Here is a 25,657-nt window from a genome sequence, read left to right on the forward strand (position 1 = left end):
GGTGTACCACCGGGGCACGCAAATGGACGGGGGCGCGCGTCGGGCGGGTGCGGCGGGCTGACTGCGCGGGTGCGGTGGGCTGGCTGCGCGCGTGCGGCGCGCTGGCTGCGCGCGTGCGGTGGGCGGCGGCTAGGAGGCTCGACCGGGCTCAGCGGATCGGCGCCAGTCGCGCAGGAACCGGGCGCCGGCCTCGTCGTGGATGACGCCGGCGGGAGCGGTGAGCACCGGGTACGGCGTCGTGGGCACCCCGTCGGCGGGTCGGACGTCGACGTGTGCGACCTGGTGTCCGTTCGCGTGCAGCCAGTCGGCCATCGCGTAGTCGCTCCGGGAGTCGCCCATCGTCCGCCACGCCACCGGCAGTTCACCGTCGAGCGCGAGGAGCTCGAGCGACCGTTCGGCCCCGAGGTCCTTCCCGCTGCGGTCGGACTCGACGTCGGTGGAGATGATCGTCGGGTCCACACGCCACTGCACCGCCCCCGATGCGTCGGGCCGGACGTCGTCGAGCCGGCGGACACCGAGACCGCGGCGCTCGAGCGCGGCCATCGCCTTCGCGTCGAACTCGGGCTGTCGTGCCAGGTAGGTCGGGTTCGGCACGTCGACGCGCTGCTCCACGGACACCATCGCACGCTTGGTCTCGTCGAAGAACACCAGGTCGGCGTACTCGTCGTGGACCAGCTGGCGCATCTCGTCCGCGTAGTCCCGCGGCAGCGCCAGGTCGTCGGCGACGGTCAGTTCGCCCATGCCACCGTCGTACTGCGGGCCGATCGAGCACCACACCGCGCCCTTCTCGCACACGGCGTGCACCCGGCCGCCCTCGGCGAGGCCGCCGGCGAGCAGCGGGCCGACGACCTGCTCGCGGATGAAGGCGTCGCTCCGACCGGTGTTGAAGACGACCGGGATGCCCTCGGCAGCGAGGGCCACGAGGTCCTCGATGATGCTCGGGATCGCGATCGTGCGGGAGACGGGGCTCGCGATGGGGCCGTCGACGTCGAGGAGCAGTCCGAGGCGGGGTGCAGTCACCTGGTCATCCTCTCGCACCGACTGCTCCGCACGCACCGCCGTGCACTCCGCGCGGTCGTCCGGCCATCACGGGGTCGTCGGTCCGGTCACGCGTCGTCGGGCGGATCAGGCGACGGGCTGCGGTTCGGGCTGCGGGGTGGACTCGATGAACCGGTCGAGGAGCATCCCGAGCACCCGCGGGTCGAGCACGTGCCCCTGTCCGCGGACCTCGGCGTACTCCGACCCGGGGATCGCCCCGACCAGGGCGTGCGCTGCCTGCCGCATCCAACCGAACCCGTCGTCGCCCGCGGCCACCAGGACCGGCACACCGACGGACGCTGCCGTCCGCTCGGGGATCACCAGGCCACCGAGCACCCGGACGTCCCGCGCGAGGACGTGCGCGTGGGCCACGAGGGAACGCCACAGTCGTCGCTTGAACCGCAGCGCCGAGATCTGCCCCATCGGGACGCCGAGCACCTGCGCGAGGTACCCGCGGACGGCCTGCGCCCGGCGGCCGACGGCGATGTGTTCGTCGAGCAGGTCGGCGAAGACCACGTCGTCGGCGTGCGGGTCGACACTCGCCCGGTACGGCGGTTCGTACAGCACCGCTCGCACGACCGGGAGCCCACCGGCGAGCCCGTGCAGGACGACGCCGGCACCGACGCACAACCCGACCGCGGTCACCGGGGCGTCCACGGTCGCGACGACGGCGGCGAGGTCCTCGACCTCGCGGTCGATCGACCACGGCAGCGTGTCACCACTGGTACCACGGCCCCGACGGTCGTACGTCACGACGCGGTAGCGGTCCCGCAACACCGCGGCGAGGCCGGTCGTGTACGAGGAGCCGCGGTGGTCGAACGCGCCGGCGACGACGACCAGCGCAGGACCGCTCCCGACGTCCGACACGGCGATGGCCGTGCCGTCCGGGGAGACGACCGTGCGGTCGGCGTGCTGGTCCATGTGGTCCTCGGGAAGGCGACCGCGCCGGGTCGGCTCCGGGTCGGGCTCCTGCAGGCAGGACAGGCCGCGCGGGTCGGTCCTTCGAGCATGACAGCACCCGACGCCGCCGTCGACACCCGCAATCAGGGGAGGACGACCACGTCCGCGAGGCGTCAGACGAGGGCCGTCGTGCCGACCGCCTCGCGTTCGAGCAGGGACCGCTTGACGTCGAGTCCCCAGGCGAAGCCACCGAGCGACCCGTCGGACCGGAGGACCCGGTGACACGGCACGAAGAGCGCCGGCGCGTTCCGCGCGCACACGCTCGCCGCGGCCCGCACGGCATCGGGTCGGCCCATCGCAGCCGCGAGCTCGGTGTAGGTCAGCGCGGCCCCTGGCGGGATCGCCCGCAGTTGCCGCCACCCCTCGGTGAAGAGCTCGGTGCCGAACTGCCGGACGGGGACCTGCATGGCGTGGTCGACCTCGCCGGCGTAGAAGGCGTCGACCGCGTCGGCCGCCGAGACGATGCCGTCGAGCACCCGCTCCGGCCGGTGTCGGTCGGCGAGTCGACCGAGGATCCGGTCCACGGAGTCGGTCCACCCGGAGGCGAGGACCCGACCGTCGGCGTCTTCGAGGACCGTGAAGGGCCCGTCGGGGGTGTCCAGGGTCTGGATGGTCGCAGGAGCAGGAGCAGTGGTCGTCATCGTTCGTCCTTCCGGGGGTTCGTGCGGGTCGCGGCGGCCGTCGTCATCGCGCGGTCGATGACCGGCCGCCAGCAGTGCATCGTCAGGTAGCTCCGCCACGGCGCCACCTGCTCCGACCATAGGGAGAGCTCACGCGCCGTTCCGGGCAGTCCGAGTTCCTGTGCACCGTTGCGCACGGCGAGGTCGCTGTGGAGGAACACGTCGGGGTGGTGTCGGACACGGAGTGCGACGTAGTCGGCCGTCCAGGGGCCGATGCCCTTCACCGCGAGGAGTCCGCCGCGGAGGTCCTCGAGCGACTGCCCGCCGTCGACGACCAGCGACCCGTCGGCGAGCGCCTCGGCCACGCGGATGACGGTGTCGACACGTGTGGCGGGGCCACGGAGGACCTCCCGGCCGCGTGCCGCGACGACCGCTGGCCTCGGGAACAGCCGGCCCCCGCCGTGCAACGGACCGCCGGACAGCGGCTCGTCGACGCCCGACGGGCCGGAGGATGGCCCGACCGGAGCCCCGAGCGCCGCGACCAGCCGTGTCTGCGCCGTGCGGGCGGCCGCCACCGACACCTGCTGCCCGATGAGCGTCCGGACGACGATCTCGTGCGGGTCCACCGCGCCGGGCAGGCGGATCCCCGGGACCCGCGCCACCGCGGCCGCGAGGGCCGGCACCGCCCCGAGCACGGCGTCGACCGCGACCGGGTCGGCGTCGAGGTCGAACAGTGCGCGGACGCGCGCGACCAGCGTCGGCAGGTCCGACAGGTCCGTGACCTGCACACGCAGGTCGATACCCGTCCCCCGCCCGGCCACGTCGGGGACGGAGGCCGACGCGCTGAACCAGGCCGGGCCTCCAGGCAGGTCCACCAACCGACCGTAGGAGGTGACCCGCCCTCGTTCGTCGGTCGTGGTCTCCTCCATACCGGGGAGGGCGTGCAACGCGTGCCAGTCGAGCAGCCCCTGCACGTCGAACGGCGGCCTCGCGGGCAGGTGCACGTGGAGCGTGCCGTCCTGCACGGGCCGATGCGTGCGGCGGGCGCGGAGTGCGGTCGGCGTGACGGCGAAGACCTCGCGGACGGTGTCGTTGAACTGTCGGACGCTCGTGAACCCGGCGGCGAAGGCGACGTCCGCGATCGGCAGGTCCGACGAGGTGAGCAGCGTCCGGGCGGTCTGCGCGCGGTGGGCACGGCTGAGGGCCTTCGGGCCGGCGCCGAGTTCGGTCATCATGATCCGGCCGAGCTGTCGTTCGGAGTAGCCCACGCGGGCGGCCAGTCCGGGGACGCCCTCGCGTTCGACGACGCCGTCGAGGACCAGGCGCATCGCGCGGCCGGCGACGTCCTCGCGGAGGTCCCACTCCGGGCTGCCGGGGGTGGCCTCGGGCAGGCAGCGCTTGCAGGCACGGAAGCCGGCGAGGTGGGCGGCCGCGCTCGTTCGGTAGAAGGTGACGCCGGTCTCGCGCGGGGTGCGGGCGGGGCAGCTCGGGCGGCAGTAGATGCCGGTGGAGTGGACCGCGGTGACGAACTGGCCGTCGAACCGGGCGTCGCGGGAGGCGACGACACGATACCGCTCGGCGTGCAGCGGGTCGGGTGCGGGGGTGTCCATGGGTCCACCCTGACACGGGCGGCTGACGGGGACTGGCGGGAATCGGACGCGGCAGTGGTGGTGGGGCAGGCGGGGTGGGCGGCGCGGGAGGAGCGGGGCTGGGGCTCGGGCCTGAGACGGCGGCGTGTGGGGGAGACGACGGCGTCGGGCCGAGACGACGCCGTCCCGCCGAGAGGACGCCGTCCGCTCGGGACGCCGCACTGCTGCCGAGACGCCGCAGGTTCTCGCGGCGCCTCGCGGCCACCGGGGCGTCTCGCGGGGACGGGGGCGTCTCGCGGCGACCGGGAGGGGAGTTCTGCGAGGACGCCGACGTACTGAGACGACGCCGTCTGCTCGAGACGCCGCACTGTCGCCGAGACGCCGCAGGTTCTCGCGGCGCCTCGCGGCCACCGGGGCGTCTCGCGAGGACGGGGGCGTCTCGCGGCGACCGGGAGGGGAGTTCTGCGAGGACGCCAACGTACCGAGACGACGCCGTCTGCTCGAGACGCCGCACTGTCGCCGAGACGCCGCAGGTTCTCGCGGCGTCTCGCGGCCACGGCGGCGTCTCGCGAGGACGGGGGCGCCTCGCGAGGACGGGGGCGTCCCGTGGCGACAGGGACACGCGGGCTGACGGGAGGCGCTACTACCGTGGGCGCGTGACCTCCGTGGACGACGTGGCCGAGCCGGGCGCGGCCGAGCCGGGCGCGGCCGACGAGCTGCCCGTCCGCACGGAGGTCGAGCTCGTCCTCCTCCTCGTCTCCCCGCGGCACCGGTACGAGGGCCGCCCCGCCGACGGCGCACTCCCCCCGGCGGGCGACGAACTCCCGGACCGCATCGAGCTGCGCGCCGGCCTCGGCATCGTGGGCGATCGGTACTTCGCCGCCCGGGCGCACGTCCACGCGTCGGTGACCCTCATCGGGCTCGAGGGCCTCGAAGCCGTCAGCACCGAACTGGGTGGCGTCGCGATCGACCCGGCCGCCACGCGCCGGAACATCGTCCTGCGGGCTGCCGACGTCGAGGCACTCCGCGGGGAGCCGTTCTCGCTGGACTCCGGGGACGGGCCCGTCCGGTTCCGCGGGTACCGCCCCGCGAACCCGTGCGCCTGGATGGACCACGAGGTGGCCCCGGGCGCCTTCCGGGCGATGCGTGGACGCGGCGGGGTGCGGTGCGACCCGGAGTCCGACGGCGTGCTCACCCTCGGCCCCGCCGTCCTCCGCACGGCCCGTCCCGTGCCGATCACGGCACTGCCGATCACGGCAGCGGGACGCGGTCCGATCGCGACCACCTGACGGACGGGAGGCGCGGTGCCAGCTGGCACCGCGCCTCCCGTCCGACTGTGGTGGCGGCGCGATGGCGCGCCGCCACGCGATCAGGCGGTGAGGGCCTGCTCGATCGCGTCGACGAAGGCGGGCAGGTCGTCCGGGGTGCGCGAGGTGATCAGGTTGCCGTCGACCTGGACCTCCTGGTCGACCCACTGCGCACCGGCGTTCCGGACGTCGGTCTGCAGGGACGCGAAGGACGTGATGGTCTTGCCGGTCAGGACGCCGGCCTCGATGAGGGTCCACGGGCCGTGGCAGATCGCGGCGACGGGCTTGCCCGCCTCGACGAACGCCGACACGAGGGCGACCGCGTCCGACTGCTGCCGGAGGGTGTCGGCGTTGATGGTGCCGCCGGGGACGACGAGCGCGTCGAAGTCAGCCGCACTGACACCGTCGATGGTGGTGTCGACGTCGACCGTCTTGCCCGGGTCCTTGTCACCGACGAGGGTCTGGATCGCATCGGAGGTCGTCGCGGCCACGGTCACCGTCGCTCCGCGTTCGCGCAGCTGCTCGGTCGGGACGACGATCTCGTCCTGCTCCACGCCGTAGTTCGTCGCGATGACGAGGACGTTCTTGCCGTCGAGGGTTGCCATGGGGTGCTCCTTCCGCGGCACGGGGGTTCCGGCCGCAATCCCGAGCGTCGTCGGCGGCGGCTGAGCGCGTGCGGAGTCGCGGGCGGAGCGGGTCCGGAGTTCGGGTCGAGCGCTCCGGAGCTGGTGACGGTGGGTCAGCCGCGGATGCGGAACCCGGGGCCCTCCGGCTCGACGGTGAAGCCCTCGTACCCGGCGATGCGCGGGAGTCCGACCGTCACGGGTGCCTCCAGGTCGCCGACGACGACAGTGGTCGCGCCGGAGTCCACGGCCGCCTGCACGCCGGCGGGTGCGTCCTCGAAGGCCAGGCACTCCTCTGCGGCGACGCCGAGGAGTGCAGCGCCACGCAGGTACCCCTCGGGGTGCGGCTTGCCCTGCTCGGCGTCCTCGGACGGGACGACGGCCGCGGGGACGGGGATCCCGGCGGCCCGCATCCGGTTCACGGCGAGATCACGCGGAGCACTGGTGACGAGGGCGACGGGCACGCCGAGCGCCTCGAGCCGCCGGACGAACGCGCGGGCGCCGGGGACCTCGACGATGCCCTCGACCTTCTCGACCTCGACGGCGATCATCTGGTCGACGATGCGCTGCTGCTCGTCGAACCGCAGGTCGGGCAGGAAGTGCTGGATCGTGTCGATGGTCTGGCGTCCGTGCGAGAACGCGAGGATCGTCTGCAGGTCGAACCCGTGCCGGTCGCCGAAGCCCGTCCATGCTTCCTCGACCACCGCGGTCGAGTCGACGAGCGTCCCGTCCATGTCGAACAGGACTCCGGACACCACGATGTCGATCACGGCACGACCCTAGCGGAGCGCCGGCGGGCGCCGCCCGAGACCCGGGCGCGTCAGCGCGCGCGGACGTACCGCGTCAGCAGCACGCCGTCGGCACCGAGCAGCACGTGCGCCGGCCGCATCCGCCGGAGCGCCGACGACGCGCCCGTCGCGATGCGCGGCCCTGCCCCACCCTCCAGCGACGGGTCGATCGTCAGCGCCAACTCGTCGACGAGGTCCGCCGCCACGAGTGCCCCGAGGAACGACGGCCCACCCTCGCAGTGGATCCGCCCGAGCCCACGGGCCACCAGGGCATCCCGCACGAGCGAGACGTCGACCGCGTCCGTCCCGCACGCGACCACCTCGGCCACGGCTGCCAGCGCCGAACCCCGGGCCGACCCCGCCGCGGACGCCGACGTCAGCACGACGGGTCGCACCGGGGCCTCGGTGAACACCCGCGACGCCGGGTCGAGCGCTAGGGATCCGGACACGATCGCGAACACCGGGTGGTCCGACCGCCCGTGGGCCCGGCGCCAGGCCACGTCCTCGTCGTGCAGGAACATCGGACCGTAGCCCTCGTCGCGCACCGTCCCCGCGGCCACGAGCACCACGTCGGACAGGCGGCGCAGCAGGTCGAACACGCGCAGGTCGTCCGCTCCGCCGAGGGACCCGGAGACCTCCCCGGCCGTGGCCGAGCCGTCGAGCGTCGCGACGAAGTTCACGCGGAGCCACGGAGCGTCCGCCCCGTCGACGTACAGGTCGAGCAGCGCGTCGTCGGACAGGTCGGCGATCGACGCAGGCAGCACGCTCACGTGTTGTGCCGCACTTCCACCGGTTCCCGCCAGCCGAGGGTCGCCTCCACCATGCGCATCGCGTCGACGCTCTCGAGGACGTCGTGCATCCGGACGATCCTCGCGCCGAGCATCGCGCTCACCGTGGCGACGGCCAACGAGCCGGACAGCCGCTCCCCGCGCGGCCGCCCGAGGGACTCCCCCACGAAGTCCTTGTTCGACACGGCGGCCAGGACGGGGTAGCCGAGCGCCACCACCTCCGGCAACCGACGCGTCAGCTCGAGGGTGTGCAGCGTGTTCTTGTTGAGGTCGTGCCCGGGGTCGATGATGATCCGTGACTCCGGGATGCCCGCGGCGAGCGCCCGGTCCACGCGCTCCCGCAGGAAGCCCACGACCGAGGCGGCGACGTCGTCGTAGTGCGGCGGCTCGGGCAGACGCTGCCGCGGCGGCGCGATCGAGTGCGTGATGACGATGGTGGCGTCCGAGTCCGCGACGACGCTGGCCATCCTCGGGTCGCTGAGCCCGGTGGTGTCGTTGACGACGCTGGCGCCGGCGGCGATCGCGGCGGTCGCGACCTCCGGCCGGAAGGTGTCGACGCTGATCGTGACGTCGGACTCCCCCGCGAGCTGCCGGACGACCGGGACCACGCGGTCGATCTCGTCCGCGGCGGACAGCTCGGGCCCGGGCGCGAACTTCACGCCGCCGATGTCGACCCAGTCGGCACCGAGGTCCGCTGCTCGCACCGCTGCCTCGACGGCCCGGTCGAGCGCGAACGTGGCGCCCTTGTCGTGGAACGAGTCCGGGGTGCGGTTCACGATCGCCATGACGGCGATTCGGTGGTCGAAGTCGAAGGTGCGGCGGCCGATCCTGCGCACGGGCTCGCGCAGGTGCGGCACCACCCAGCCGGGTGCGGTCACGTCGTCGGCCGGGAGGCCCGTGGCCCGTCCGTCGGTCGTCATGCGTCCGCCCCGTGGTCGGTCGCGGCCCCCACGGGCACGGCACCGCCGACGGTGGTTGCCACTCCCGATCCGATCAGCGCGATGGCCTCGGCACGACCGGCCGGCTCGGCGAGGGCCCCCGACGCGGCGACGGTGACGGTGGTCGACCCGGACTGGCGCTCCCCACGGGTCGTCACGCACTGGTGCTGCGCGTCGAGCACGACGAGCACCCCGGCGGCGTCGAGGCCCTCGGCGATCGTCGCCACGACCTGCTCACCGAGTCGCTCCTGCAGCTGCGGGCGGGACGCGATCGTGTCGAGCACGCGGGACAGGGTGCCGAGGCCGATCAGCCGCGAGCCGGGCGCGTACGCGAGGTGTGCGACACCGGTGAACGGCAACAGGTGGTGCTCGCACACCGACCGGAACCGGACGTCCCGGACGATCACGAGCTGACCCCGCTCGCCGTCGCCGGCGGGGACCGTGCCGGCACGGGCGATCTCGGCCGCGTCGACACCGATCCCGCTGAAGAACTCGGCGTAGGAGTCGGCCACCCGGCCGGGGGTGCGGAGCAGTTCGAGGCGGTCCGGGTCTTCCCCGATGGCCAGCAGGAGCTCGCGTACGGCGGCTTCCACGCGACCTCGGTCCATGCGTGACGTCACCCGCTCATCCAACACCAGCGGTTGCCGCGGAACGCGAGCGGATGCTCGGCGGGACGTACCCCGGAAACCGGGCCGAGCCTCCCGTCCATCCTGGGAAGTCCGTGGGAAACAGCCGGATCCCAGCGTCCTCTAAACTCGTTCGGTGAGCGCCCAGCAGACCGACACCTCGCCCCGGAACCGCTTCGCGTCCGGCCTCGACCGCTACTTCTCGGTGACCCAGCGCGGGTCGACCATCCCCCGCGAGATCCGAGGCGGTCTCGTCTCGTTCGTGACGATGGCGTACATCGTCATCCTCAACCCGCTCATCCTGGGCGGCTTCAGCGCCGACCAGGCGGCGAAGGACGTCACCGGCGGCTGGCTCGAGAACGCGCAGGTCGCGGCGGCGACCGGTCTGGTCGCGGGGCTGATGACGATCGCCATGGGGGTCATCGCGAACCTGCCGTTCGGGATCGCCGCCGGGCTCGGGATCAACTCGTTCCTGGCCGTGAGCGTCGTGCACCAGGTCACCTGGGCCGAGGCCATGGGGCTCGTCGTCATCAACGGTGTGATCATCGTGATCCTGGCGCTCACCGGCGTGCGGACGATGATCTTCACGGCGGTGCCTGCTCAGCTCAAGGCCGCGATCACGGTCGGCATCGGGCTGTTCATCGCGTTCATCGGCCTGGTCGACTCCGGGTTCGTCCGGTCCTCCGGGCTGGCCTCGCCGCCGCTGCAGCTCGGCGAGAACGGCTCCGTCGGGGCGCTCCCCACGATCGTGTTCCTGATCGGGCTGGTCATCATCGGGACGCTCATGGCGCGCAAGGTGAAGGGCGCGCTGCTCATCGGCATCGTCGCGACGACGATCATCGCGATCATCCTGCAGGCGATCTTCCACGTGCCGACCTCCGTCGACTCGAAGACCGGCTGGAACCTGAACGCCCCCGGCCTGCCGAGCGCGCTGTTCGCCGTGCCCGACCTGTCGCTCGTCGGCCACGCCGACCTGTTCGGAGCCTTCGGTCGCATCGGACCGTTGGCCGCGTCGATGCTCGTCTTCACGCTCGTGTTCACGAACTTCTTCGACGCGATGGGCACGATGACCGGGCTGGCGAAGGCCGCCGGCGTCGCCAAGCCCGACGGCACCTTCCCCCGCCTGAAGTCCGCGCTCGTCGTCGAGGGCGTCGGGGCCATCGCCGGTGGTGGCGCCTCGGTGTCGTCGAACACCGTGTTCATCGACTCCGCCGCGGGCATCGGTGAGGGCGCCCGCACCGGGATGGCGTCGGTCGTCACCGGGCTGCTGTTCCTGCTGTCGATGTTCCTCACGCCGTTGACGCAGGTCGTCCCGCTCGAGGTCGCCGCCGCGGGGCTCGTGGTCGTCGGCGCGCTGATGGTCGCGCAGGTCGCGGACATCTCGTGGACGGACTTCGGGTCGGCGCTGCCGGCGTTCCTGACGATCGTCGTGATGCCGCTGACGTACTCGATCGCGAACGGCATCGGGGCCGGCTTCATCAGCTGGACGCTCATCAAGCTGCTGTCCGGCAAGGGCCGCGAGGTGTCGTGGCTGCTGTACGTGGTGGCCGCGGGCTTCCTGCTGTACTTCGCGCGGGGGCCGCTCGAGGCGGCGCTCGGCGTCGGCTGAGCCCGGGGGCGAGACGGGGGCGTCTCGGCGCCGAGTACCCGCGAGACGGGGGCGTTCCGTTAAGACGCCGCTGAGCACGCGAGACGGGGGCGTCTCGGCGCCGAGAGCCCGCGAGACGGGGGCGTTCTGTTGAGACGCCGCCGAGCACACGAGACGCCGCCGTATTCGGCGGCGTCTCGTCAGTCCCGGGGCGTCTCGCGCGGACGGGGGCGTCTCGCGCGGACGGGGGCGTTCCGCGGCGGGGGGCGAGTCAGCTGGGCAGGTCCGCCGGGAGCGCCTCGTGGTGGTCCCGGCCCTTGGTGCGCCGGTCCTCCTTCATGCCGGCCTCGAACAGGTGGCGCTTCCCACCGACGAGCTGCTCGCGGGCAGTCCGCTCCAGCTCCTTCGCGAGCGCGTAGTAGTTGTCGTCGTAGTCCTCGACGATCTGGAACGTCCACCGCCCGGCGATCACGTTCCGCCCCACCAGCTCGGTGTCGATCCGCTCCGCGAGCTCGGTGTGGCCGGCCTTCCGCAGCTGCTCGACGGCCTCGCCGAGGTTGAGGTCCGCCGTCCCGGTCAACCGGTGGAACCCGTAGAGCAGTCCCCGTGCGTGCTCGAGTACCTCGACGGCTGCCGACAGGGTCCCGAGCGCCTCCACGGTCGCCTCGGACACCCCCTCCGGCACCTGGTGCGCTGCGTCGGGACCCTGGTCGTCGTGTCGTTCGTCCGTCATGGTTCCCGTCTACCGGAGCAGTGCTGGGACGGCACGCGGCGATCGCCGCCTCGGTCGTCCCCCGATGACGGTCGGACAGGAGGCACGCCGCACGTCCGTCACCCGCGGTACCGTTCCGACATGAGCAGGTGGGTCGCGCTGCTGCGCGGGGTCAACGTCAACGGGATCACGATCAGGAGCGCCGAGCTCGCCGCACTGTTCCGCGAGCTCGGGTTCGAGGACGTGCGGACCGTGCTCGCCTCCGGCAACGTCGTGTTCTCCACCGCGGACGGCCCGGGCACCCCGGACGGCCCGGACGCCCCTGCCGCCGGAGCGCTGCGGTCCCGCATCGAGCGGGCACTCCGCGACCGGTTCGGCTACGACGCGTGGATCGTGCTCGTGCCGCACGGCTCACTCGCCGCCGTCCTCGACGGTTTCCCCTTCGACTCCGCACCCGACCGTCACGACTACGTCGTCTTCGGTTCGGATCCCGCGGCGTTCGACGACCTGCTCGCGGACCTGGCCCTCGACGAGTCGGTCGAACGGGTGGCGCGCGGGGACGGCGTCGTCTACTGGTCGTGCCCGAAGGGCTCGAGCACGGACACGGCGTTCGCGAAACGGGCCGGCGCCGCGCGGTTCAAGCGCACGACGACGACCCGGAACGCGAACACCCTCCGCAAGCTGCTCTGACGCAGCGTCAGGCCTGGGGCGGCTGGCCGTTGCTCGCGGTCGTGCCGCCATCGACGGGCAGGATCGCGCCGGTGATGAACGAGGCCGCGTCGCTGGCCAGGAACAGGATCGCTGCGGCGACCTCGTCCGCCCGCCCACCACGGCCGAGGGCGATCCGCTCGCTGAACTTCGCCTTGAGGTCGTCGTCCTCCGCCTGCGACTCCGTCATGTCCGTCCAGATCAGGCCCGGTGCCACGGCGTTCACGCGGACGCCGAACGGCCCGTTGTCGAGCGCCGCGGCCTTCGTGAAGTTCGTCACGCCGCCCTTCGCCGCGTTGTACGGGCTCATCCGCCAGTCGGCGGCCTGCCCGGAGACCGACGAGGTGTTCACGATCGACCCCTTCGTCTCGCGGAGCGACGGCAGCGCGGCACGGGTGCCGTAGAACACGCTCGACAGGTCCGTCTCGACGACGCGGCGCCATTCCTCGGGGGAGATCTCGGTGATGTCGCCCGAGGTGAACGTCCCCGCGTTGTTCACGAGGACGTCGAGCCGTCCCCAGCGGTCGACCGCGTCCGCGACCACGGTCTCCCACGCCTGCGGATCGGCGACGTCGCCCTGCAGCGCCACCGCCTGGTTGGTCGGCAGGGTGTCGGCGACCTCGCGCACCTTGTCCTCGACGCTGTCGACCAGCAGCACGTTCGCGCCCTCGGCGACGAACGCCCGAGCCGTGGCCGCGCCGATGCCGGAACCCGCCCCCGTGACGATCGCGACCTTGCCCTCGAACCGGTTGCCCATGGTGTCTCCTGTTCCGTGGATGCACCCGGGCGGAGCCGTCGTCGGCGCCGTCGGGTGCGATCACTCACGCTGCTCGTCGGTGCCTGGACACCCTGCCGAGCTGGGCGCCGTGACGGGGCCGACCCGCGCCTCCCGGACGAGGGCGCCGTGCGTCAGGCCGTCGTCTCGTCCGCGTCCAGCCCGCGCTCCAGGGAGATCGTCGGGATCGACGCCGTGATGACCGATCCGTCGGCCCGCAGCGTGCCCTGGATGTCGCTCGTCGTCGGGGCGTGCCCGGACATGCGCGGTCCGTGGTGGGGCAGCGGCACGACGGTGGGTTCCGCGGCCGTGATGTCGAACTGCTGGTTGTGCACCCAGGCGGTGAAACCGTCGCCGGTCTCCACCGTGAACGTCAGGGTGTCCTGCTGCAGGTCCACCCGGACACGCGATCCGTGGACGGTGATCCGGTACGTCAGGCGGTCCCAGTGCATCGGCAGCCGCGGGTTGAAGGTCATCCGGCCGCCGTGGTCCCGCATGCCGCCGAACCCGTTGACGAGCGCACCCCAGATGCCGCCGGTCGACGCGATGTGCACGCCGTCCGAGGTGTTGCCGTGCAGGTCCGCCAGGTCGACGTACAGCGCGGTCTGGAAGTACTGGTCGGCGAGTTCGTGGTACCCGACCTCGGCCGCCATGATCGACTGCACGACGGCGGAGAGCGTCGAGTCGCCCGTCGTCAGCGCGTCGTAGTAGTCGAAGTCACGGCGCTTCTCGGCTGCGGTGAACTCGTGGCCCTGCAGGAAGAGCGCCAGCACGACGTCGGCCTGCTTCAGGACCTGGAACCGGTAGATCACCAGCGGGTGGTAGTGCAGCAGCAGGGGGCGCTTGGACTCCGGCGTGTTCTCGAGGTCCCAGAGCTCCTTGTCGAGGAACTGGGCGTCCTGCGGGTGGATGCCACGGTGCGGGTCGAACGGGATCTCCATCGACTCGGCGGCGTGCTCCCACCCGAGGACCTCGTCCGGCTGGAGCCCGGTGCGCCGGACCATGCGCGCGTACTCTTCCGGGTCGTCAGCGGCGAGCTCACGGCACGCGTTGACCGCGAACCAGAGGTTGGCCCGTGCCATCACGTTCGTGTACAGGTTGTCGTCGACGACGGTCGTGTACTCGTCCGGACCGGTGACCCCGTCGATGTGGAACTTCTGGTCGCCGTTGGACCTCCAGAACCCGAGGTCTTCCCACAGCCGCGCGGTCTCCACCAGGATGTCGATCGCCCCGCGCTTGAGGAACTCACGGTCGCCCGAGGCCCGCACGTACTGCATGAGCGCATGGGCGATGTCGGCGTCGATGTGGTACTGCGCGGTGCCTGCGGCGTAGTAGGCGCTGGACTCCTCGCCGTTGATCGTCCGCCACGGGAACAGCGCCCCGTGCTGGTTCAGCTCGCGTGCCCGAGCGCGGGCGGCGTCGAGCATGTTGTAGCGGAACCGCAGTGCGTTGCGGGCGACGATCGGTGCCGTGTACGACAGGAACGGCAGGACGTAGATCTCCATGTCCCAGAAGTAGTGACCGCCGTACCCGGAGCCCGTGACGCCCTTCGCAGCGATGCCGTGGCCGTCGGTGCGGGCCGTCGCCTGGGCGAGCATGAACAGGTTCCACCGGACGGCCTGCTGGACCGCGGGCTGCCCGGCGATCTCGACGTCACTCCGCGCCCAGTAGTCGTCGAGCCACTCGCGCTGCCGCGCGAACACGTCGTCGACGGTCTCGGCACGGGCCCGGTCCAGCGTGCGGTCGCAGCGGTCGGCGAGCTCGCGCGCCGGCACCCCGCGGGACGTGTGGTACACCAGGGTCTTCGTCAGGCGGATCGGCTGTCCCGCCTTCGCCTGCACCCGGAAGACGTGCTTCGCGAGGTCGTCCTCGATCGACGACGACTCGTCCCAGCTGTTCTCGGTCTCGAGGTGGTGCTCCACCCCGACGCAGATCGTCATGCCCGAGCTCGACGCCTGGTAGCCGAGCAGGGAGCGCCCACCGGTGCTGCGCTTCAGCTTCGGTTCGAGCACCCGGTCGTGGAACGCCTCCGCCTTGCGCGGGTCGAAGGCGTTCGCCGCGGCCCGCATGCCAGCGTGGTACTCGTCCTGGACGTCCTGACGGTTGAGGATCTGGCTCGAGAGCAGGATCGACGCGTCGGCGTCGAGCACGGTGACCTCGTAGTCGATGACCGCCAGGTGTCGGTCGGTGAAGGACACTAGTCGGCGCGCACGGATGAGCACGCGCTTGCCGGACGGCGTCGACCACTCGGTCTCACGGAACAGGTACCCGCCCCGGAAGTCCAGGCGCCTGGTGTGGCGGAGGATGTCCGCCTCGGCCAGGACCAGGGGTTCGTCGTCGACGTACAGGCGGATCACCTTGGCGTCGGGCGCGTTGATGATCGTCTGCCCGGTCTTCGCGAAGCCGAAGGCGTCCTCGGCGTGACGGATCGGCCAGATCTCGTGGAAGCCGTTGACGTAGGTGCCGTAGTGCAGGCCGCCCCGCCCCTCGTCGAGGTTGCCGCGGAGCCCGAGGTACCCGTTGCCGACGGCGAAGTTCGTCTCCGCGACGCCCTGCTCGTCCGGCGCGTACTCGGTCTCGACGAGCGCCCACTCGTCGATCGGGTACCGCACGCGGTCGAGGGGGTCAGAGGTGATGGGGTTCATGCTGCTCCGGGGGGAGGGAGGTGGTGGGGGTGTCTGGTGCGGGCCGGGAGGCGTGGGTCGCCTGGGCCGTGGAGCCTACGGCGTGCCGGTGGCCGCGTCGGGCTCCGGTGCAGCGCCGGGCAGTTCGTCCAGCAGCTCCGCCAGGTCGCTGACGACCACGTCGGCCCCGTGCTCGCGGAGGGCGTCCGCCCCCGCGCCGCGGTCGACGCCGACGACGAGCCCGAAGGCACCGTTCCGACCGGCTTCGACCCCGCTCGTGGCATCCTCGACCACGACGCACTCGGCCGCGGTCAGCCCGAACCGGCCGGCGGCGTCGAGGTAGGTGTCCGGCGCGGGCTTCCCCGCGAGGCCGTCCTGCCGCGCGACGAGCCCGTCGACGACGACGGGGAAGCGGTCGAGGATCCCCGCGGTCCGGAGCACCTGCGTGGCGTTCGCGGAACTGGACACGACCGCGACGGCCAGTCCGGCGTTGATCGCGGCGGTGAGGAACCGGAGCGACCCCGGGTACGGCGCGACGCCGTGCTCGGTCAGTTCGGCCGTGAACTCCGCGTTCTTCCGGTTCCCGAGCCCGCACACGGTGTCGAGGTCCGGGGCGTCGTCGGGCGTGCCCTGCGGCAGGTCGATCCCCCGCGACCCGAGCAGGGAACGGACGCCGTCGTAGCGCGGCTTGCCGTCGATGTAGGCGAAGTAGTCCTGCTCGGTGTACGGAGCGACCCCGTGCGACTCGAGGTAGGGCGTGAACAGCCGGCTCCACGCGCGCATGTGGACGTCGGCCGTCGGCGTCAGCACGCCGTCGAGGTCGAACAGGAGGGCGCGCTGGTCGGCGAGTCGCGCGGGCGTGCGCCGGTCGGGCGTCGTCATGGGCTGCCTTCCGAGGAGGGGCGGTGGATCGTGCTCGTGCGAGTCTAGGTCCGCTCCCGGGCCCCCGCCCCGTCGCGCCGCCGAGGTGTGGAAAGTGTTCACACAGGGCGGTCCTGTTGGGGAATGCCCGCGTCGCGCCGGTGCTGTGAGGACGTGGAGGAAGCGCCCGGAACGCTGATCAGGACGAGAGGCAGCTCCATGACCAGCGACACCGCAGCACCACCGCAGGACGGCACGGGCTCGAAGCTCAAGCAGGCGATCACCGGCCCGCTCCTGTACCTGTTCATCCTCGGCGACGTCCTCGGCGCGGGCATCTACGCCCTCATGGGGACCCTGTCGAAGGACGTCGGTGGTGCGCTCTGGGCACCGTTGCTCCTCGCGCTGGTCCTGGCGCTCCTCACCGCCGGCTCGTACGCCGAACTCGTGACGAAGTACCCGAAGGCCGGTGGTGCAGCAGTCTTCGCGGAGCGTGCGTACAAGGTGCCGATCGTCTCGTTCCTCGTCGGCTTCTGCATGCTCGCGGCCGGCGTGACGAGCGCCGCGGGCTTGTCCCTGGCGTTCGCCGGTGACTACCTCGGCACGTTCGTCGACCTGCCGCCGATCCCGACCGCGATCGTGTTCCTGGCGCTGGTCGCCTGCCTGAACGCGCGGGGCATCTCCGACTCGCTGAAGAGCAACGTCGTGATGACGATCATCGAGGTGTCCGGCCTCGTCATCGTGGTCGTCGTCGTGGCGATCATGCTCGGCGGTGGCGGCGGGGACGTCTCGCGCGTCGGGGCCTTCCCCGCCGGCGCGAACCCGGCGCTCGCGACCCTCAGCGCGGCGATCGTCGCGTACTACTCCTTCGTCGGCTTCGAGACGAGCGCGAACGTCGCGGAAGAGGTGCGCGAGCCGCGCAAGGTGTACCCGAAGGCACTGTTCGGCGCCCTTGCCACGGCCGGCGTCGTCTACGTGCTCGTCGGCCTGGCGAGCGCGATCGCCCTACCCGCGTCGAAGCTGTCCGGCTCGAGCGGTCCACTACTCGACGTCGTCGCCGCGTCGGGCGTGCCCGTCCCGGACTGGGTGTTCAGCATCATCGCCCTGGTGGCCGTCGCCAACGGTGCCCTCCTGACGATGATCATGGCGAGCCGCGTGACCTACGGCATGGCCGAGCAGCGCCTCCTGCCGAACACCCTCAGCAAGGTGCTGCCGAACCGCAAGACGCCGTGGGCCGCGATCATCGCGACCACCGTCGTCGCGATGCTCCTCACCCTGATCGGGGACGTCGGCACGCTCGCCGAGACGGTCGTGCTCCTGCTGCTGTTCGTCTTCATCAGCACGAACGTCGCCGTCCTGGTCCTCCGGAAGGACCACGTCGACCACGACCACTTCCGGGTCTGGACGTTCGTCCCCGTGCTCGGGGTGGCCTCGTGCATCCTGCTCCTGACGCAGCAGAGCGGGCAGGTGTGGCTGTACGCCGCGCTGCTCCTGGTCGTGGGCGTCGTGCTGTACTTCGTGGCCCGGTTCACGGGTCGCCGTGCCGGACGCGGCCACGAGGCGGGCGTGATCCGCTGATCGGCTGAGCCGCTGAGCCGCTGAGTCGCTGAGTCGCTGAGCTGGCGCGTGTCGCGCCTCCAGGCCGACGGCCGTCGGACGGGAGGCGCGGCACCAGGCCGCCACGCGCCTCCCGTCGACGGCGCAGCCGCTCCGCGACCGGCGCTACCGCAGGTCGCGGGCCCAGGCCTCGATCGCCGCGCTGATCTGCTGGCGGGCCTCAGTCCGGGGGATCGTCGCCGTCATGTCGCCCGGCTGCACGCCGTACGCCCCGAAGTCGGCGTGGTTCGCGCCCTGCACCTGGGTCATCGTCGCGGTCGAGGGCAGCAGGTGCCGTGCCGCGTCGACCTTCGCGGGTGTCGACAGCCCGTCCCGAGAGCCCGACACGCTGAGCACCTTGATGTAGGAGTGGCTCAGGTCGTTCGCGCAGTAGCTGCCGAGCAGCAGGAGCCCGTCCGCGTCGGGTGCGAGCTGGCAGGCCCGGACCCCGCCGAGCGAGTGCCCGCCGACCGCCCAGGTGCGGACGGCCGGTGCGTGGGACTCGAACGCCGAGAGCGGGCGCGTGTCGAAGAAGGCCAGGTGCAGCGTCGGCTTCGTGATGATGACCGTGGTGCCCTCGGCGACGACCTGCCGGAACGTCGCCATGTAGGCGTACGGATCGACCTTCGCGCCGGGGATGAAAACGATCCCGACGCCGTCCGCGTCGCCCGTCGGGGTCATCACGACCGAGTCGCCCGTGTCCCGCACGGCGACGCGGTCGTCCCGCCAGACCTGCAGGGCGTCGCTCCGCGTGCCCTGCATGACGATGTTCGCCCAGACCAGGAAGACGACCGCGATCAGGACGACGACGGCGACCACCCAGGCGGTCCAGCGGAGTGCTCGGTTCACGGTCGTCCTGCTTCCTGGGGGCGCTCGTCGTCGGCCGCGGCGGCATCGATCACGACGTGGTCCCATCCTGCCCGCTCGGTCACGGCTGCGGGGTGCCTCTGAGGGCTCGGCGCATCACGAGTTCGTGTCGGCCGTCGGGCAGTTCGTCGCCGGGTCGTCCGGACGCGACGAAGCCGGTCCGCTCGTACACCCGCTGCGCCACGACGTTGTCCGGCATGACCGAGAGTTCGAGCGTTGTGGCCCCGGAGTCGGCGGCCCATCGGGCGATCGCGTCGATGAGCGTCGTCGCGACTCCCCTGCCCCGGACCGAGGGGTCGACCCACATCGAGATGAGCTCCGCCGTCCCGGGTTCGTCGCCGGGGACGCCGCTGGCCATCCCCACGGGGCGCGGCTGCGGTCCGTCGAGCTGCTCCCCGTCGAACCGCGCTCCGTCGAACCGCGCTCCGTCGAACGCGAGCAGGTCGAGCCCACCGGGGAGCGACAGCCGGGTCCGCCAGCGGTGCTCGGGGGCGTCGACCCAGTCCGCGAGGGTCGACCCGAACGCGTCGGGCGCCTCGGCGAGGGCTGCGAGGCGCACGGGGCGCCAGGTGCGCCAGTCGGCGGCGGTCACGCGGCGGAGTTCGATCGTCACGTGCCGACGGTAGCGGGGTGCGGGGCGGCCGGGAGCCCGTCGTCCCGACACGACGCCGTCGTCCCGACACGACGGCGTCACCGCGAGACGCCGCAGCCCGGCCGAGACGCCCCCAAATACCGCGGCGTCCCGTGGACCCGGCCGCGCCTCACGAGGATGGGGGCGTCTCGCACCCTTCACGCCCGGCCACACCCCGCGCCTCCCGACACGACGGCGTCACCGCGAGACGCCTCAGCCCGACCGAGACGCCGCCAGAAACCGCGGCGTCTCGAGGACCCGGCGGCGCCTCACGAGGACGGGGGCGTCTCGCACCCTCCACGCCCGGCCGCACCCCGCGCCTCCCGACACGACGCCGTCACCGCGAGACGCCGCAGCCCGACCGAGACGCCGCCAGAAACCGCGGCGTCTCGAGGACCCGGCCGCGCCTCACGAGGACGGGGGCATCTCGCACCCTCCACGCCCGGCCGCACCCCGCGCCTCCCGACACGACGCCGTCACCGCGAGACGCCGCAGCCCGACCGAGACGCCGCCAGAAACCGCGGCGTCTCGAGGACCCGGCCGCGCCTCACGAGGACGGGGACGTCTCGCACCCTCCACGCGCGCCCCGCCCGCCCGCCGCACGCGCCCCGCGCCGCGCGTCAGGCCGCGGTGATCGCCGCGCGGATCTCCGCAGCGGCAGCGCCCACGTCGGACGCGCTGTAGATCGCGCTCCCGGCGACGGCGACCCGCGCCCCCGCAGCCTGCACGGAGGCGACGGACGCTGCCGTCACCCCGCCGGCGACCGAGAACGACACCCCGGAGGCCTTGCCCTCGTCGAGGAGCGTCGAGAACGTGAACCCGTCCTCCGCCTGCTCGTCGAGCCCGGCGTGCATCTCGACGAACTCGGCGCCGAGCGCGATGACCTCGCGGGCACGGGCAGCCTTATCGGGCACGCCGATCAGGTCGACGACGATGCCCTTGCCGTGCTTCTTCGCCGCGGCGACCGCACCCGCGATGGTGCTGTCACCGGCGACGCCGAGGACGGTGACCAGGTCCGCGCCGGCGGCGAACGCGATGTCCGCCTCGAGCTCGCCGGCGTCCATCGTCTTGAGGTCGGCGAACACGATCTTGTCCGGGTGGGCCTCCTTGATCGCGGTGACGGCGGAGAGTCCGGCGCTCTTGATGAGCGGCGTGCCGAGCTCGAGGACGTCGACGTGCGGAGCGGCCGCGGCGGCGAGTTCGAGGGCGGCTTCGGTGGTCAGGGTGTCCATGGCGAACTGGAGCTGCATGGTGGTGCCTTTCATTCGAGGTTGGCGTGGCGTGGCCACAGGTCGTCGGCGGAGCGACCGCTCCGCTGCCAGAGCACGTGGAAGAGTGCGTCCCCGAGCAGGACGAGTGCCTGTTCGAAGAGACCGCCGGCGTACTGGGCCGAGGCGGTGCCCGACCGGTCGGTCTTCGTCGCCGCGGGGACCACGAGGGTCACCGTGGCGAGGTCGGCGAGCGGCGAGGCGTCGGTCGTGGAGACAGCGAGCACATCGGCTCCGACGTCCGCGGCGGTTCGTGCTGCCTGCACGATGCCGGCGGTCTGCCCCGACCCACTCGCGACGAGGAGCACGTCCCCCGGTCCGATGGCCGGCGTCGTGACCTCGCCGACGACGTGCACGTCGAGACCGAGGTGCATCAGGCGCATCGCGGTCATCCGCAGCGCGAGCCCGGAACGTCCGGCGCCGTGCACGAACACGCGCCGGGTGCCGTCGAGCAGGCCCAGCGCCCGGTCAGTGTCCCCACCCACCCGGGCGGTCACGTCACGGACTTCACCGGCGATCAGGTCGAGCGCTGCTGCGAGGGGCATGCCTCCATGCTGCGGCGAACGCAGCACCCGCGCCGCTACCCGGCACGACGGGCAGCCCACCCGATGGGGTGGCCACCCGGACGGGTGGGTCGGGTAGGTTCGGAACCCATGGACACGGACAGTGACACCACCGCCACCGGCCGGGAGGAACGGATCACCGAGTCCGAGGACCTCGCCGCCGCCAGTCGGTCGGCTGCCGCCGAGCACGCCAGGACGGTCGCCGAGCAGGCCGATCGGCACGCCCTCACCCTCGAGTCGGTGCTCGCGGTCCTCCGATCGCCGCGGGTCTCCGACGCCGCCGCGCGTGCCGAGGCCACCGAGATCGCGTCGGCCGCGCTCGTCGCACTCCGCACGGCCACGGACCGGCAGCGGAGCACCCTGCTCGAACCGGTCACCGGGGCCTTCTCACGACTGCGCGCGGACCTGCGCCCGCTCGTCCGCTTCGGCGACCTCGACCTGCAGTTCATCGAGCCACCCGCGACCGGCCGGGCGCTCCCGGGTGACGTCGCGCACGCTGCCCGCGCCATCGTCCGGACGGCGGTGCTCGCCCTGGTGGACGACGGCTCGGCCGGTCGGGTCCGGATCCAGTGGGACTGCGACGGCCGGAACCTGCTCATGCAGCTCCGCGACGACGGCACCGGCACGCTCGACGCCCACGACGACGCGGTGCGGCCGATCGCCGAGCGGGTCGTCGCCCTGGACGGACGGCTGCGCGTCGAGTCGACGCCGGGCTGGGGGTCGACGCTCGACATCAGCCTGCCGCTCGACCCACCGCCGGGAGCCGTCGACCTGCCCGAGGACACCGGCTTGACCCCGCGGGAGCGTGACGTCCTGCGGCTCGTCGCGACCGGGGTCGGCAACCGGGAGATCGCGGGCAGCCTCGGCATCAGCCTGAACACGGTGAAGTACCACGTGGCGAACCTGCTCCGGAAGCACGGCGCCAGGACCCGGGCGGAACTCGCCGCGGTCAGCTCCCGGGGCTGAACCGGTAGCCCATCCCGGACTCGGTGACCAGGTACCGGGGCGCAGAGGGATCCGGTTCGAGCTTCCGCCGGAGCTGCGCCATGTAGAGCCGCAGGTAGCCGGAGTCGGTGCCGTGCGACGGCCCCCACACCTCGGTCAGGAGCATCTCGCGGGTCATCAGCCGGTCGGGGTTCGTCACGAGCACCTCGAGCAGACGCCACTCGGTCGGGGTGAGCCGGATCGCGGGACCGGTCGGCGGTGTGACCTGCTTCGCGACGAGGTCCACGACCAGGTCGCCCACCCGGATGGTCGGCGCGGCGTCGACGGCCGCCTGCCGCCGTCGCCCGAGGGCACGGAGCCGCGCGAGCAGTTCGTCCATCTGGAACGGCTTCGTCACGTAGTCGTCCGCGCCGGCGTCGAGCGCGTCCACCTTGTCCGACGAGTCCGTGCGCCCGGAGAGCACCAGGACGGGCACCTGCGACCACGCCCGCACCGCCTCGAGCACCCCGATGCCGTCGAGCCGCGGCAACCCGAGGTCGAGCAGCACCAGGTCGGGTCGCTCCGTGATGACCGCGTCGAGCCCGGCCCGGCCGTCGCGGGCGGTGACGACGTCGTACCCACGCGCGGCCAACGTCACGGCGAGCGCCCGGACGAGCTGCGCGTCGTCGTCCACGATCAGGACCTTCGTGCTCATCGGACCTCCACCCCCACGTGCCCGGCGATCGGCAGGCGCACCACGACGGTGAGCCCACCACCCGGGGTGTCGTCGACCTCGATCGTGCCGCCCATGCCCTCGGTGAACCCGCGCGCGAGCGCCAGGCCGAGTCCGAGACCGGTCTCGTTGTCGGTGTCCCCGAGTCGCTGGAAGGGCTGGAACACCTCGTCGCGGCGGTCCTCCGGGATCCCCGGTCCGTGGTCGGCGATGCGCAGTTCGACGCCGCCGCCGAAGGCGCTCGCCGCGACGCGGACGCGGGTGCCGTCGGGGGCGTACCGGCTGGCGTTCGCGAGCAGGTTCACGACGACGCGTTGGAGCAGCACGGGGTCGGCGAGCACCGGCGGCAGGTCGGCGGGCAGGTCGAGGTCGACCTCCTCCGGACCGAGCTCGAGTTCGTCGAGGGCCGGGGCGACCACGGTCTCGACGGCGGTCGGCACGGGGGTCGCGGCGAGCACCCCGGCCTGCACGCGGCTGACGTCCAGCAGGTCCGCCAACAGCACCGCCAGGTGACGGAGGCTCTCGTCGGCGGTCGCGAGCAGGGCCTCCCGGTCGGCATCGGACAGGGCGATGTCGCTGGCACGGAGGGTCTGCACGGCCGCGGACGCGGCCGCGATCGGTCGGCGCACGTCGTGGCCGACCGCGGCGAGGATCGCGCTCCGGACCCGGTCGACGGCGGCGATGCGTTCCGCGTCGACCGCGGTCCTGGTGAGTTCGCGGTGTTCGACGGCGGCGTCGAGCTGCTGTTCGACCACACGCAGCAGTCGTCGTTGGGTCGGGTCGTCGGGTGCACCGGCGAACTCGAGCACCGCGCCGGATGCCAGGGTCGTCGCGGCGTCGGGCGTGCCGTCGAACGTCCCGGAACTCGCCGGCACGTCCTCCCCCTGACGGATCCGGACGCCGGTGAAGCCGAACGCCTCGCGCGTCCGGTCGAGCAGCGCCTGCAGGGCGTCGTCACCGCGGAGCACGCTGCCGGCGATCCCGACGAGCAACCCCGACTCCGCCGCGGCTCGGCGTGCCGTGCGCGACCGACGGGCCGAGCGGTCGACCACGAAGCTCACGAGGACGGCGCTGATCACGTACATCACGAGCGCGAACAGGTGCCAGGGCTGCTGGACGGTGACCTGGTACAGGGGTTGCACGAAGAAGAAGTCGAGGCTCAGCCCGGACAGGACCGCGGCGAAGACGGCCGGCCACATCCCGCCGACCAGGGCCACGACCAGGACGAGGAGTTGGTACGCGAGCACGTCCACCGTGATCGCGTCCGGGTCGCTACCGAGCGAGAGCAGCCAGGTGAGCAGCGGCCCGACGAGCACGGCGAGCACGAACGCGGCGAGCACGCGGCCGCGGGACAGGCTGCCGCCGAGCTTCGGCAGGGCGAACCCGCCGCCGGCCCGCTCGTGGGTGACCATGTGCACGTCGATGTCGCCGGACTCGCGGATGACCGTGTTCCCGATGCCGGGGCCGGTGATCGCCGCCGACAGTCGGCTGCGCCGGCTCACGCCGATGACGATCCGGGTCGCGTCGATCGACCGGGCGAAGCGGACGAGGGTGCTCGGCACGTCGTCGCCGACCACCTGGTGGTACGTGCCGCCGAGCTGCTCGAGGAGTGCGCGCTGCGTGCCGAGTGCGCCGGGGTGCCGCTCTCGGAGTCCGTCGTTCGTCGTGACGTGCACTGCGGCGAGCTCCCCGCCTGCACTCCGGGCGGCGATCCGGGCACCGCGGCGGAGCAGCGTCTCGCCCTCCGGTCCCCCGGTGAGCGCGACGAGCACCCGCTCGCGCGTCTCCCAGCGGTGGTCGATGCCGTGTTCGGCGCGGTAGGCCTTCAGGGCGTCGTCGACCTCGTCGGCCAGCCAGAGCAGGGCGATCTCGCGGAGGGCGGTCAGGTTGCCGAGCCGGAAGTAGTTCGACAGCGCCGCGTCGATCCGCGCCGCCGGGTACACCAGCCCCTCGGACAGGCGCTCGCGGAGGGCCGCGGGCGACAGGTCGACGACCTCGACCTGATCGGCCGCCCGGACCACGGCGTCCGGCACGGTCTCGCGCTGCACGGTGCCGGTGATCTCGCGGACGACGTCTCCGAGCGACTGCATGTGCTGGACGTTGACCGTCGAGATGACGGTGATGCCCGCGGCGAGCAGGGCCTCGACGTCCTGCCAGCGTTTCTCGTGTCGGCCACCCGGCGCATTCGTGTGCGCCAGTTCGTCGACGAGCGCGACGTCGGGGTCCCGCGCCAGGACGGCGTCGAGGTCCATGTCGTCGAGCTCCACGCCCCGGTGCTGGACCGTGCGGCGCGGGACCACTTCGAGCCCGGGGACGAGCGCCGCCGTCGCGACACGGCCGTGGGTCTCGACGACGGCGACGACCACGTCCTTGCCCTCGTCGAGCAGGCGGCGGCCCTCCTCGAGCATCGTGTAGGTCTTGCCGACGCCGGGGGCGGCGCCGAGCAGGACCCGCAGCTTGCCTCGCTTCACGGGCTCATCCTCTCGCGTGACGGGCGGGGGCGGCGGCACGCGAGTCGTTGCACCGCCGCCTG

At 72.6% G+C, this 25,657-nt stretch carries 24 protein-coding genes; 5 read left to right on the forward strand and 19 right to left on the reverse strand.

Annotated elements, in window-relative coordinates:
* Positions 1 to 129 precede the first annotated feature (129 nt).
* The 4 genes from J7E22_RS05640 to J7E22_RS05655 form a co-directional block, all read right to left on the reverse strand.
* Complete coding sequence (locus J7E22_RS05640; RefSeq protein ID WP_214979731.1) at positions 130 to 1,020, reverse strand: hypothetical protein; 891 nt, start codon at positions 1,018 to 1,020, stop codon at positions 130 to 132.
* A gap of 105 nt (positions 1,021 to 1,125) precedes the next feature.
* Positions 1,126 to 1,959 (reverse strand): alpha/beta fold hydrolase, encoded by an 834-nt coding sequence (locus tag J7E22_RS05645; RefSeq protein ID WP_214979733.1) that lies wholly within the window; start codon positions 1,957 to 1,959, stop codon positions 1,126 to 1,128.
* Between the two features lie 152 nt (positions 1,960 to 2,111).
* Positions 2,112 to 2,639 carry a methylated-DNA--[protein]-cysteine S-methyltransferase gene (locus J7E22_RS05650; RefSeq protein ID WP_214979735.1) on the reverse strand — a complete coding sequence of 176 codons (528 nt, stop codon included), beginning with the start codon at positions 2,637 to 2,639 and terminating at the stop codon, positions 2,112 to 2,114.
* On the reverse strand, positions 2,636 to 4,228 hold the full coding sequence (locus tag J7E22_RS05655; protein ID WP_214979737.1) for a DNA-3-methyladenine glycosylase 2 family protein: 1,593 nt from the start codon (positions 4,226 to 4,228) through the stop codon (positions 2,636 to 2,638). The genes J7E22_RS05650 and J7E22_RS05655 overlap by 4 nt, the downstream gene beginning before the upstream one ends.
* Positions 4,229 to 4,872: 644 nt before the next feature.
* Here J7E22_RS05655 and J7E22_RS05660 point away from each other — a divergent pair.
* On the forward strand, positions 4,873 to 5,496 hold the full coding sequence (locus tag J7E22_RS05660) for an MOSC domain-containing protein (protein ID WP_308159180.1): 624 nt from the start codon (positions 4,873 to 4,875) through the stop codon (positions 5,494 to 5,496).
* A gap of 80 nt (positions 5,497 to 5,576) precedes the next feature.
* Here the strand turns inward: J7E22_RS05660 and J7E22_RS05665 are convergent, their stop codons facing one another.
* The 5 genes from J7E22_RS05665 to folE all read right to left on the reverse strand — a co-directional run bounded on the left by J7E22_RS05665 (position 5,577) and on the right by folE (position 9,259).
* On the reverse strand, positions 5,577 to 6,119 hold the full coding sequence (locus J7E22_RS05665; RefSeq protein ID WP_214979739.1) for a type 1 glutamine amidotransferase domain-containing protein: 543 nt from the start codon (positions 6,117 to 6,119) through the stop codon (positions 5,577 to 5,579).
* A 134-nt stretch (positions 6,120 to 6,253) separates the two neighbouring features.
* Entirely contained in the window at positions 6,254 to 6,907 is a 654-nt protein-coding gene (locus J7E22_RS05670) for an HAD-IA family hydrolase (RefSeq protein ID WP_214979741.1), read from the reverse strand.
* Between the two features lie 50 nt (positions 6,908 to 6,957).
* Entirely contained in the window at positions 6,958 to 7,695 is a 738-nt protein-coding gene (locus tag J7E22_RS05675) for a pyrimidine reductase family protein (protein WP_214979743.1), read from the reverse strand.
* The gene (folP, locus tag J7E22_RS05680) at positions 7,692 to 8,633 is read right to left on the reverse strand and encodes a dihydropteroate synthase (protein ID WP_214979745.1); all 942 of its coding nucleotides are present in this window, start codon (positions 8,631 to 8,633) and stop codon (positions 7,692 to 7,694) included. The genes J7E22_RS05675 and folP overlap by 4 nt, the downstream gene beginning before the upstream one ends.
* Positions 8,630 to 9,259, reverse strand: coding sequence for a GTP cyclohydrolase I (folE, locus tag J7E22_RS05685; RefSeq protein WP_214979747.1), 630 nt, complete (start codon positions 9,257 to 9,259; stop codon positions 8,630 to 8,632). The genes folP and folE overlap by 4 nt, the downstream gene beginning before the upstream one ends.
* A 154-nt stretch (positions 9,260 to 9,413) precedes the next feature.
* Between folE and J7E22_RS05690 the strand changes: the two genes are divergently transcribed.
* A complete protein-coding gene (locus J7E22_RS05690; protein WP_214979749.1) occupies positions 9,414 to 10,886 on the forward strand; it encodes an NCS2 family permease in 1,473 nt (490 codons plus the stop codon).
* 250 nt (positions 10,887 to 11,136) lie between these two features.
* Here J7E22_RS05690 and J7E22_RS05695 read toward each other — a convergent pair whose 3' ends face one another.
* Positions 11,137 to 11,598, reverse strand: coding sequence for a hypothetical protein (locus J7E22_RS05695; RefSeq protein WP_214979751.1), 462 nt, complete (start codon positions 11,596 to 11,598; stop codon positions 11,137 to 11,139).
* 120 nt (positions 11,599 to 11,718) lie between these two features.
* Here J7E22_RS05695 and J7E22_RS05700 point away from each other — a divergent pair, with 120 nt between their 5' ends.
* Positions 11,719 to 12,267 (forward strand): DUF1697 domain-containing protein, encoded by a 549-nt coding sequence (locus J7E22_RS05700; RefSeq protein WP_214979753.1) that lies wholly within the window; start codon positions 11,719 to 11,721, stop codon positions 12,265 to 12,267.
* 7 nt (positions 12,268 to 12,274) lie between these two features.
* Here the strand turns inward: J7E22_RS05700 and J7E22_RS05705 are convergent, their stop codons facing one another.
* From J7E22_RS05705 to J7E22_RS05715, 3 genes are all read right to left on the reverse strand, one after another.
* Positions 12,275 to 13,042 carry an SDR family NAD(P)-dependent oxidoreductase gene (locus J7E22_RS05705; RefSeq protein WP_214979755.1) on the reverse strand — a complete coding sequence of 256 codons (768 nt, stop codon included), beginning with the start codon at positions 13,040 to 13,042 and terminating at the stop codon, positions 12,275 to 12,277.
* Between the two features lie 152 nt (positions 13,043 to 13,194).
* Entirely contained in the window at positions 13,195 to 15,705 is a 2,511-nt protein-coding gene (locus tag J7E22_RS05710; protein ID WP_214979757.1) for a glycoside hydrolase family 65 protein, read from the reverse strand.
* A gap of 75 nt (positions 15,706 to 15,780) precedes the next feature.
* Positions 15,781 to 16,566, reverse strand: a complete 786-nt coding sequence (locus tag J7E22_RS05715) for an HAD family phosphatase (protein ID WP_214979759.1) — start codon at positions 16,564 to 16,566, stop codon at positions 15,781 to 15,783.
* A gap of 198 nt (positions 16,567 to 16,764) precedes the next feature.
* On the opposite strand from J7E22_RS05715, the gene J7E22_RS05720 reads away from it, so the two are divergent.
* The gene (locus tag J7E22_RS05720; protein ID WP_214979761.1) at positions 16,765 to 18,120 is read left to right on the forward strand and encodes an APC family permease; all 1,356 of its coding nucleotides are present in this window, start codon (positions 16,765 to 16,767) and stop codon (positions 18,118 to 18,120) included.
* 144 nt (positions 18,121 to 18,264) lie between these two features.
* On the opposite strand, the gene J7E22_RS05725 is transcribed toward J7E22_RS05720, so the two are convergent.
* The 4 genes from J7E22_RS05725 to hxlB all read right to left on the reverse strand — a co-directional run bounded on the left by J7E22_RS05725 (position 18,265) and on the right by hxlB (position 21,449).
* Positions 18,265 to 18,987: an alpha/beta hydrolase gene (locus J7E22_RS05725; protein ID WP_214979763.1), complete on the reverse strand. Its 723-nt coding sequence runs from the start codon at positions 18,985 to 18,987 to the stop codon at positions 18,265 to 18,267.
* A gap of 79 nt (positions 18,988 to 19,066) precedes the next feature.
* Complete coding sequence (locus J7E22_RS17870; protein ID WP_214979765.1) at positions 19,067 to 19,618, reverse strand: N-acetyltransferase; 552 nt, start codon at positions 19,616 to 19,618, stop codon at positions 19,067 to 19,069.
* A 638-nt stretch (positions 19,619 to 20,256) separates the two neighbouring features.
* Positions 20,257 to 20,886 (reverse strand): 3-hexulose-6-phosphate synthase, encoded by a 630-nt coding sequence (gene hxlA, locus J7E22_RS05735; RefSeq protein WP_214979767.1) that lies wholly within the window; start codon positions 20,884 to 20,886, stop codon positions 20,257 to 20,259.
* Between the two features lie 11 nt (positions 20,887 to 20,897).
* Positions 20,898 to 21,449 (reverse strand): 6-phospho-3-hexuloisomerase, encoded by a 552-nt coding sequence (gene hxlB / locus J7E22_RS05740; protein ID WP_214979769.1) that lies wholly within the window; start codon positions 21,447 to 21,449, stop codon positions 20,898 to 20,900.
* Positions 21,450 to 21,557: 108 nt separating this feature from the next.
* Between hxlB and J7E22_RS05745 the strand changes: the two genes are divergently transcribed.
* Positions 21,558 to 22,433: a LuxR C-terminal-related transcriptional regulator gene (locus tag J7E22_RS05745; protein WP_214979771.1), complete on the forward strand. Its 876-nt coding sequence runs from the start codon at positions 21,558 to 21,560 to the stop codon at positions 22,431 to 22,433.
* On the opposite strand, the gene J7E22_RS05750 is transcribed toward J7E22_RS05745, so the two are convergent.
* Positions 22,417 to 23,106 (reverse strand): response regulator, encoded by a 690-nt coding sequence (locus tag J7E22_RS05750; RefSeq protein WP_214979773.1) that lies wholly within the window; start codon positions 23,104 to 23,106, stop codon positions 22,417 to 22,419. The two genes, J7E22_RS05745 and J7E22_RS05750, sit on opposite strands and share 17 nt — an antisense overlap.
* Positions 23,103 to 25,595 (reverse strand): ATP-binding protein, encoded by a 2,493-nt coding sequence (locus J7E22_RS05755; protein WP_214979775.1) that lies wholly within the window; start codon positions 25,593 to 25,595, stop codon positions 23,103 to 23,105. The genes J7E22_RS05750 and J7E22_RS05755 overlap by 4 nt, the downstream gene beginning before the upstream one ends.
* Between the last annotated feature and the right edge of the window lie 62 nt (positions 25,596 to 25,657).

Origin of the sequence: Curtobacterium sp. ISL-83, assembly GCF_018613895.1 — a bacterium.
In the GTDB taxonomy this organism is placed as follows: domain Bacteria; phylum Actinomycetota; class Actinomycetes; order Actinomycetales; family Microbacteriaceae; genus Curtobacterium.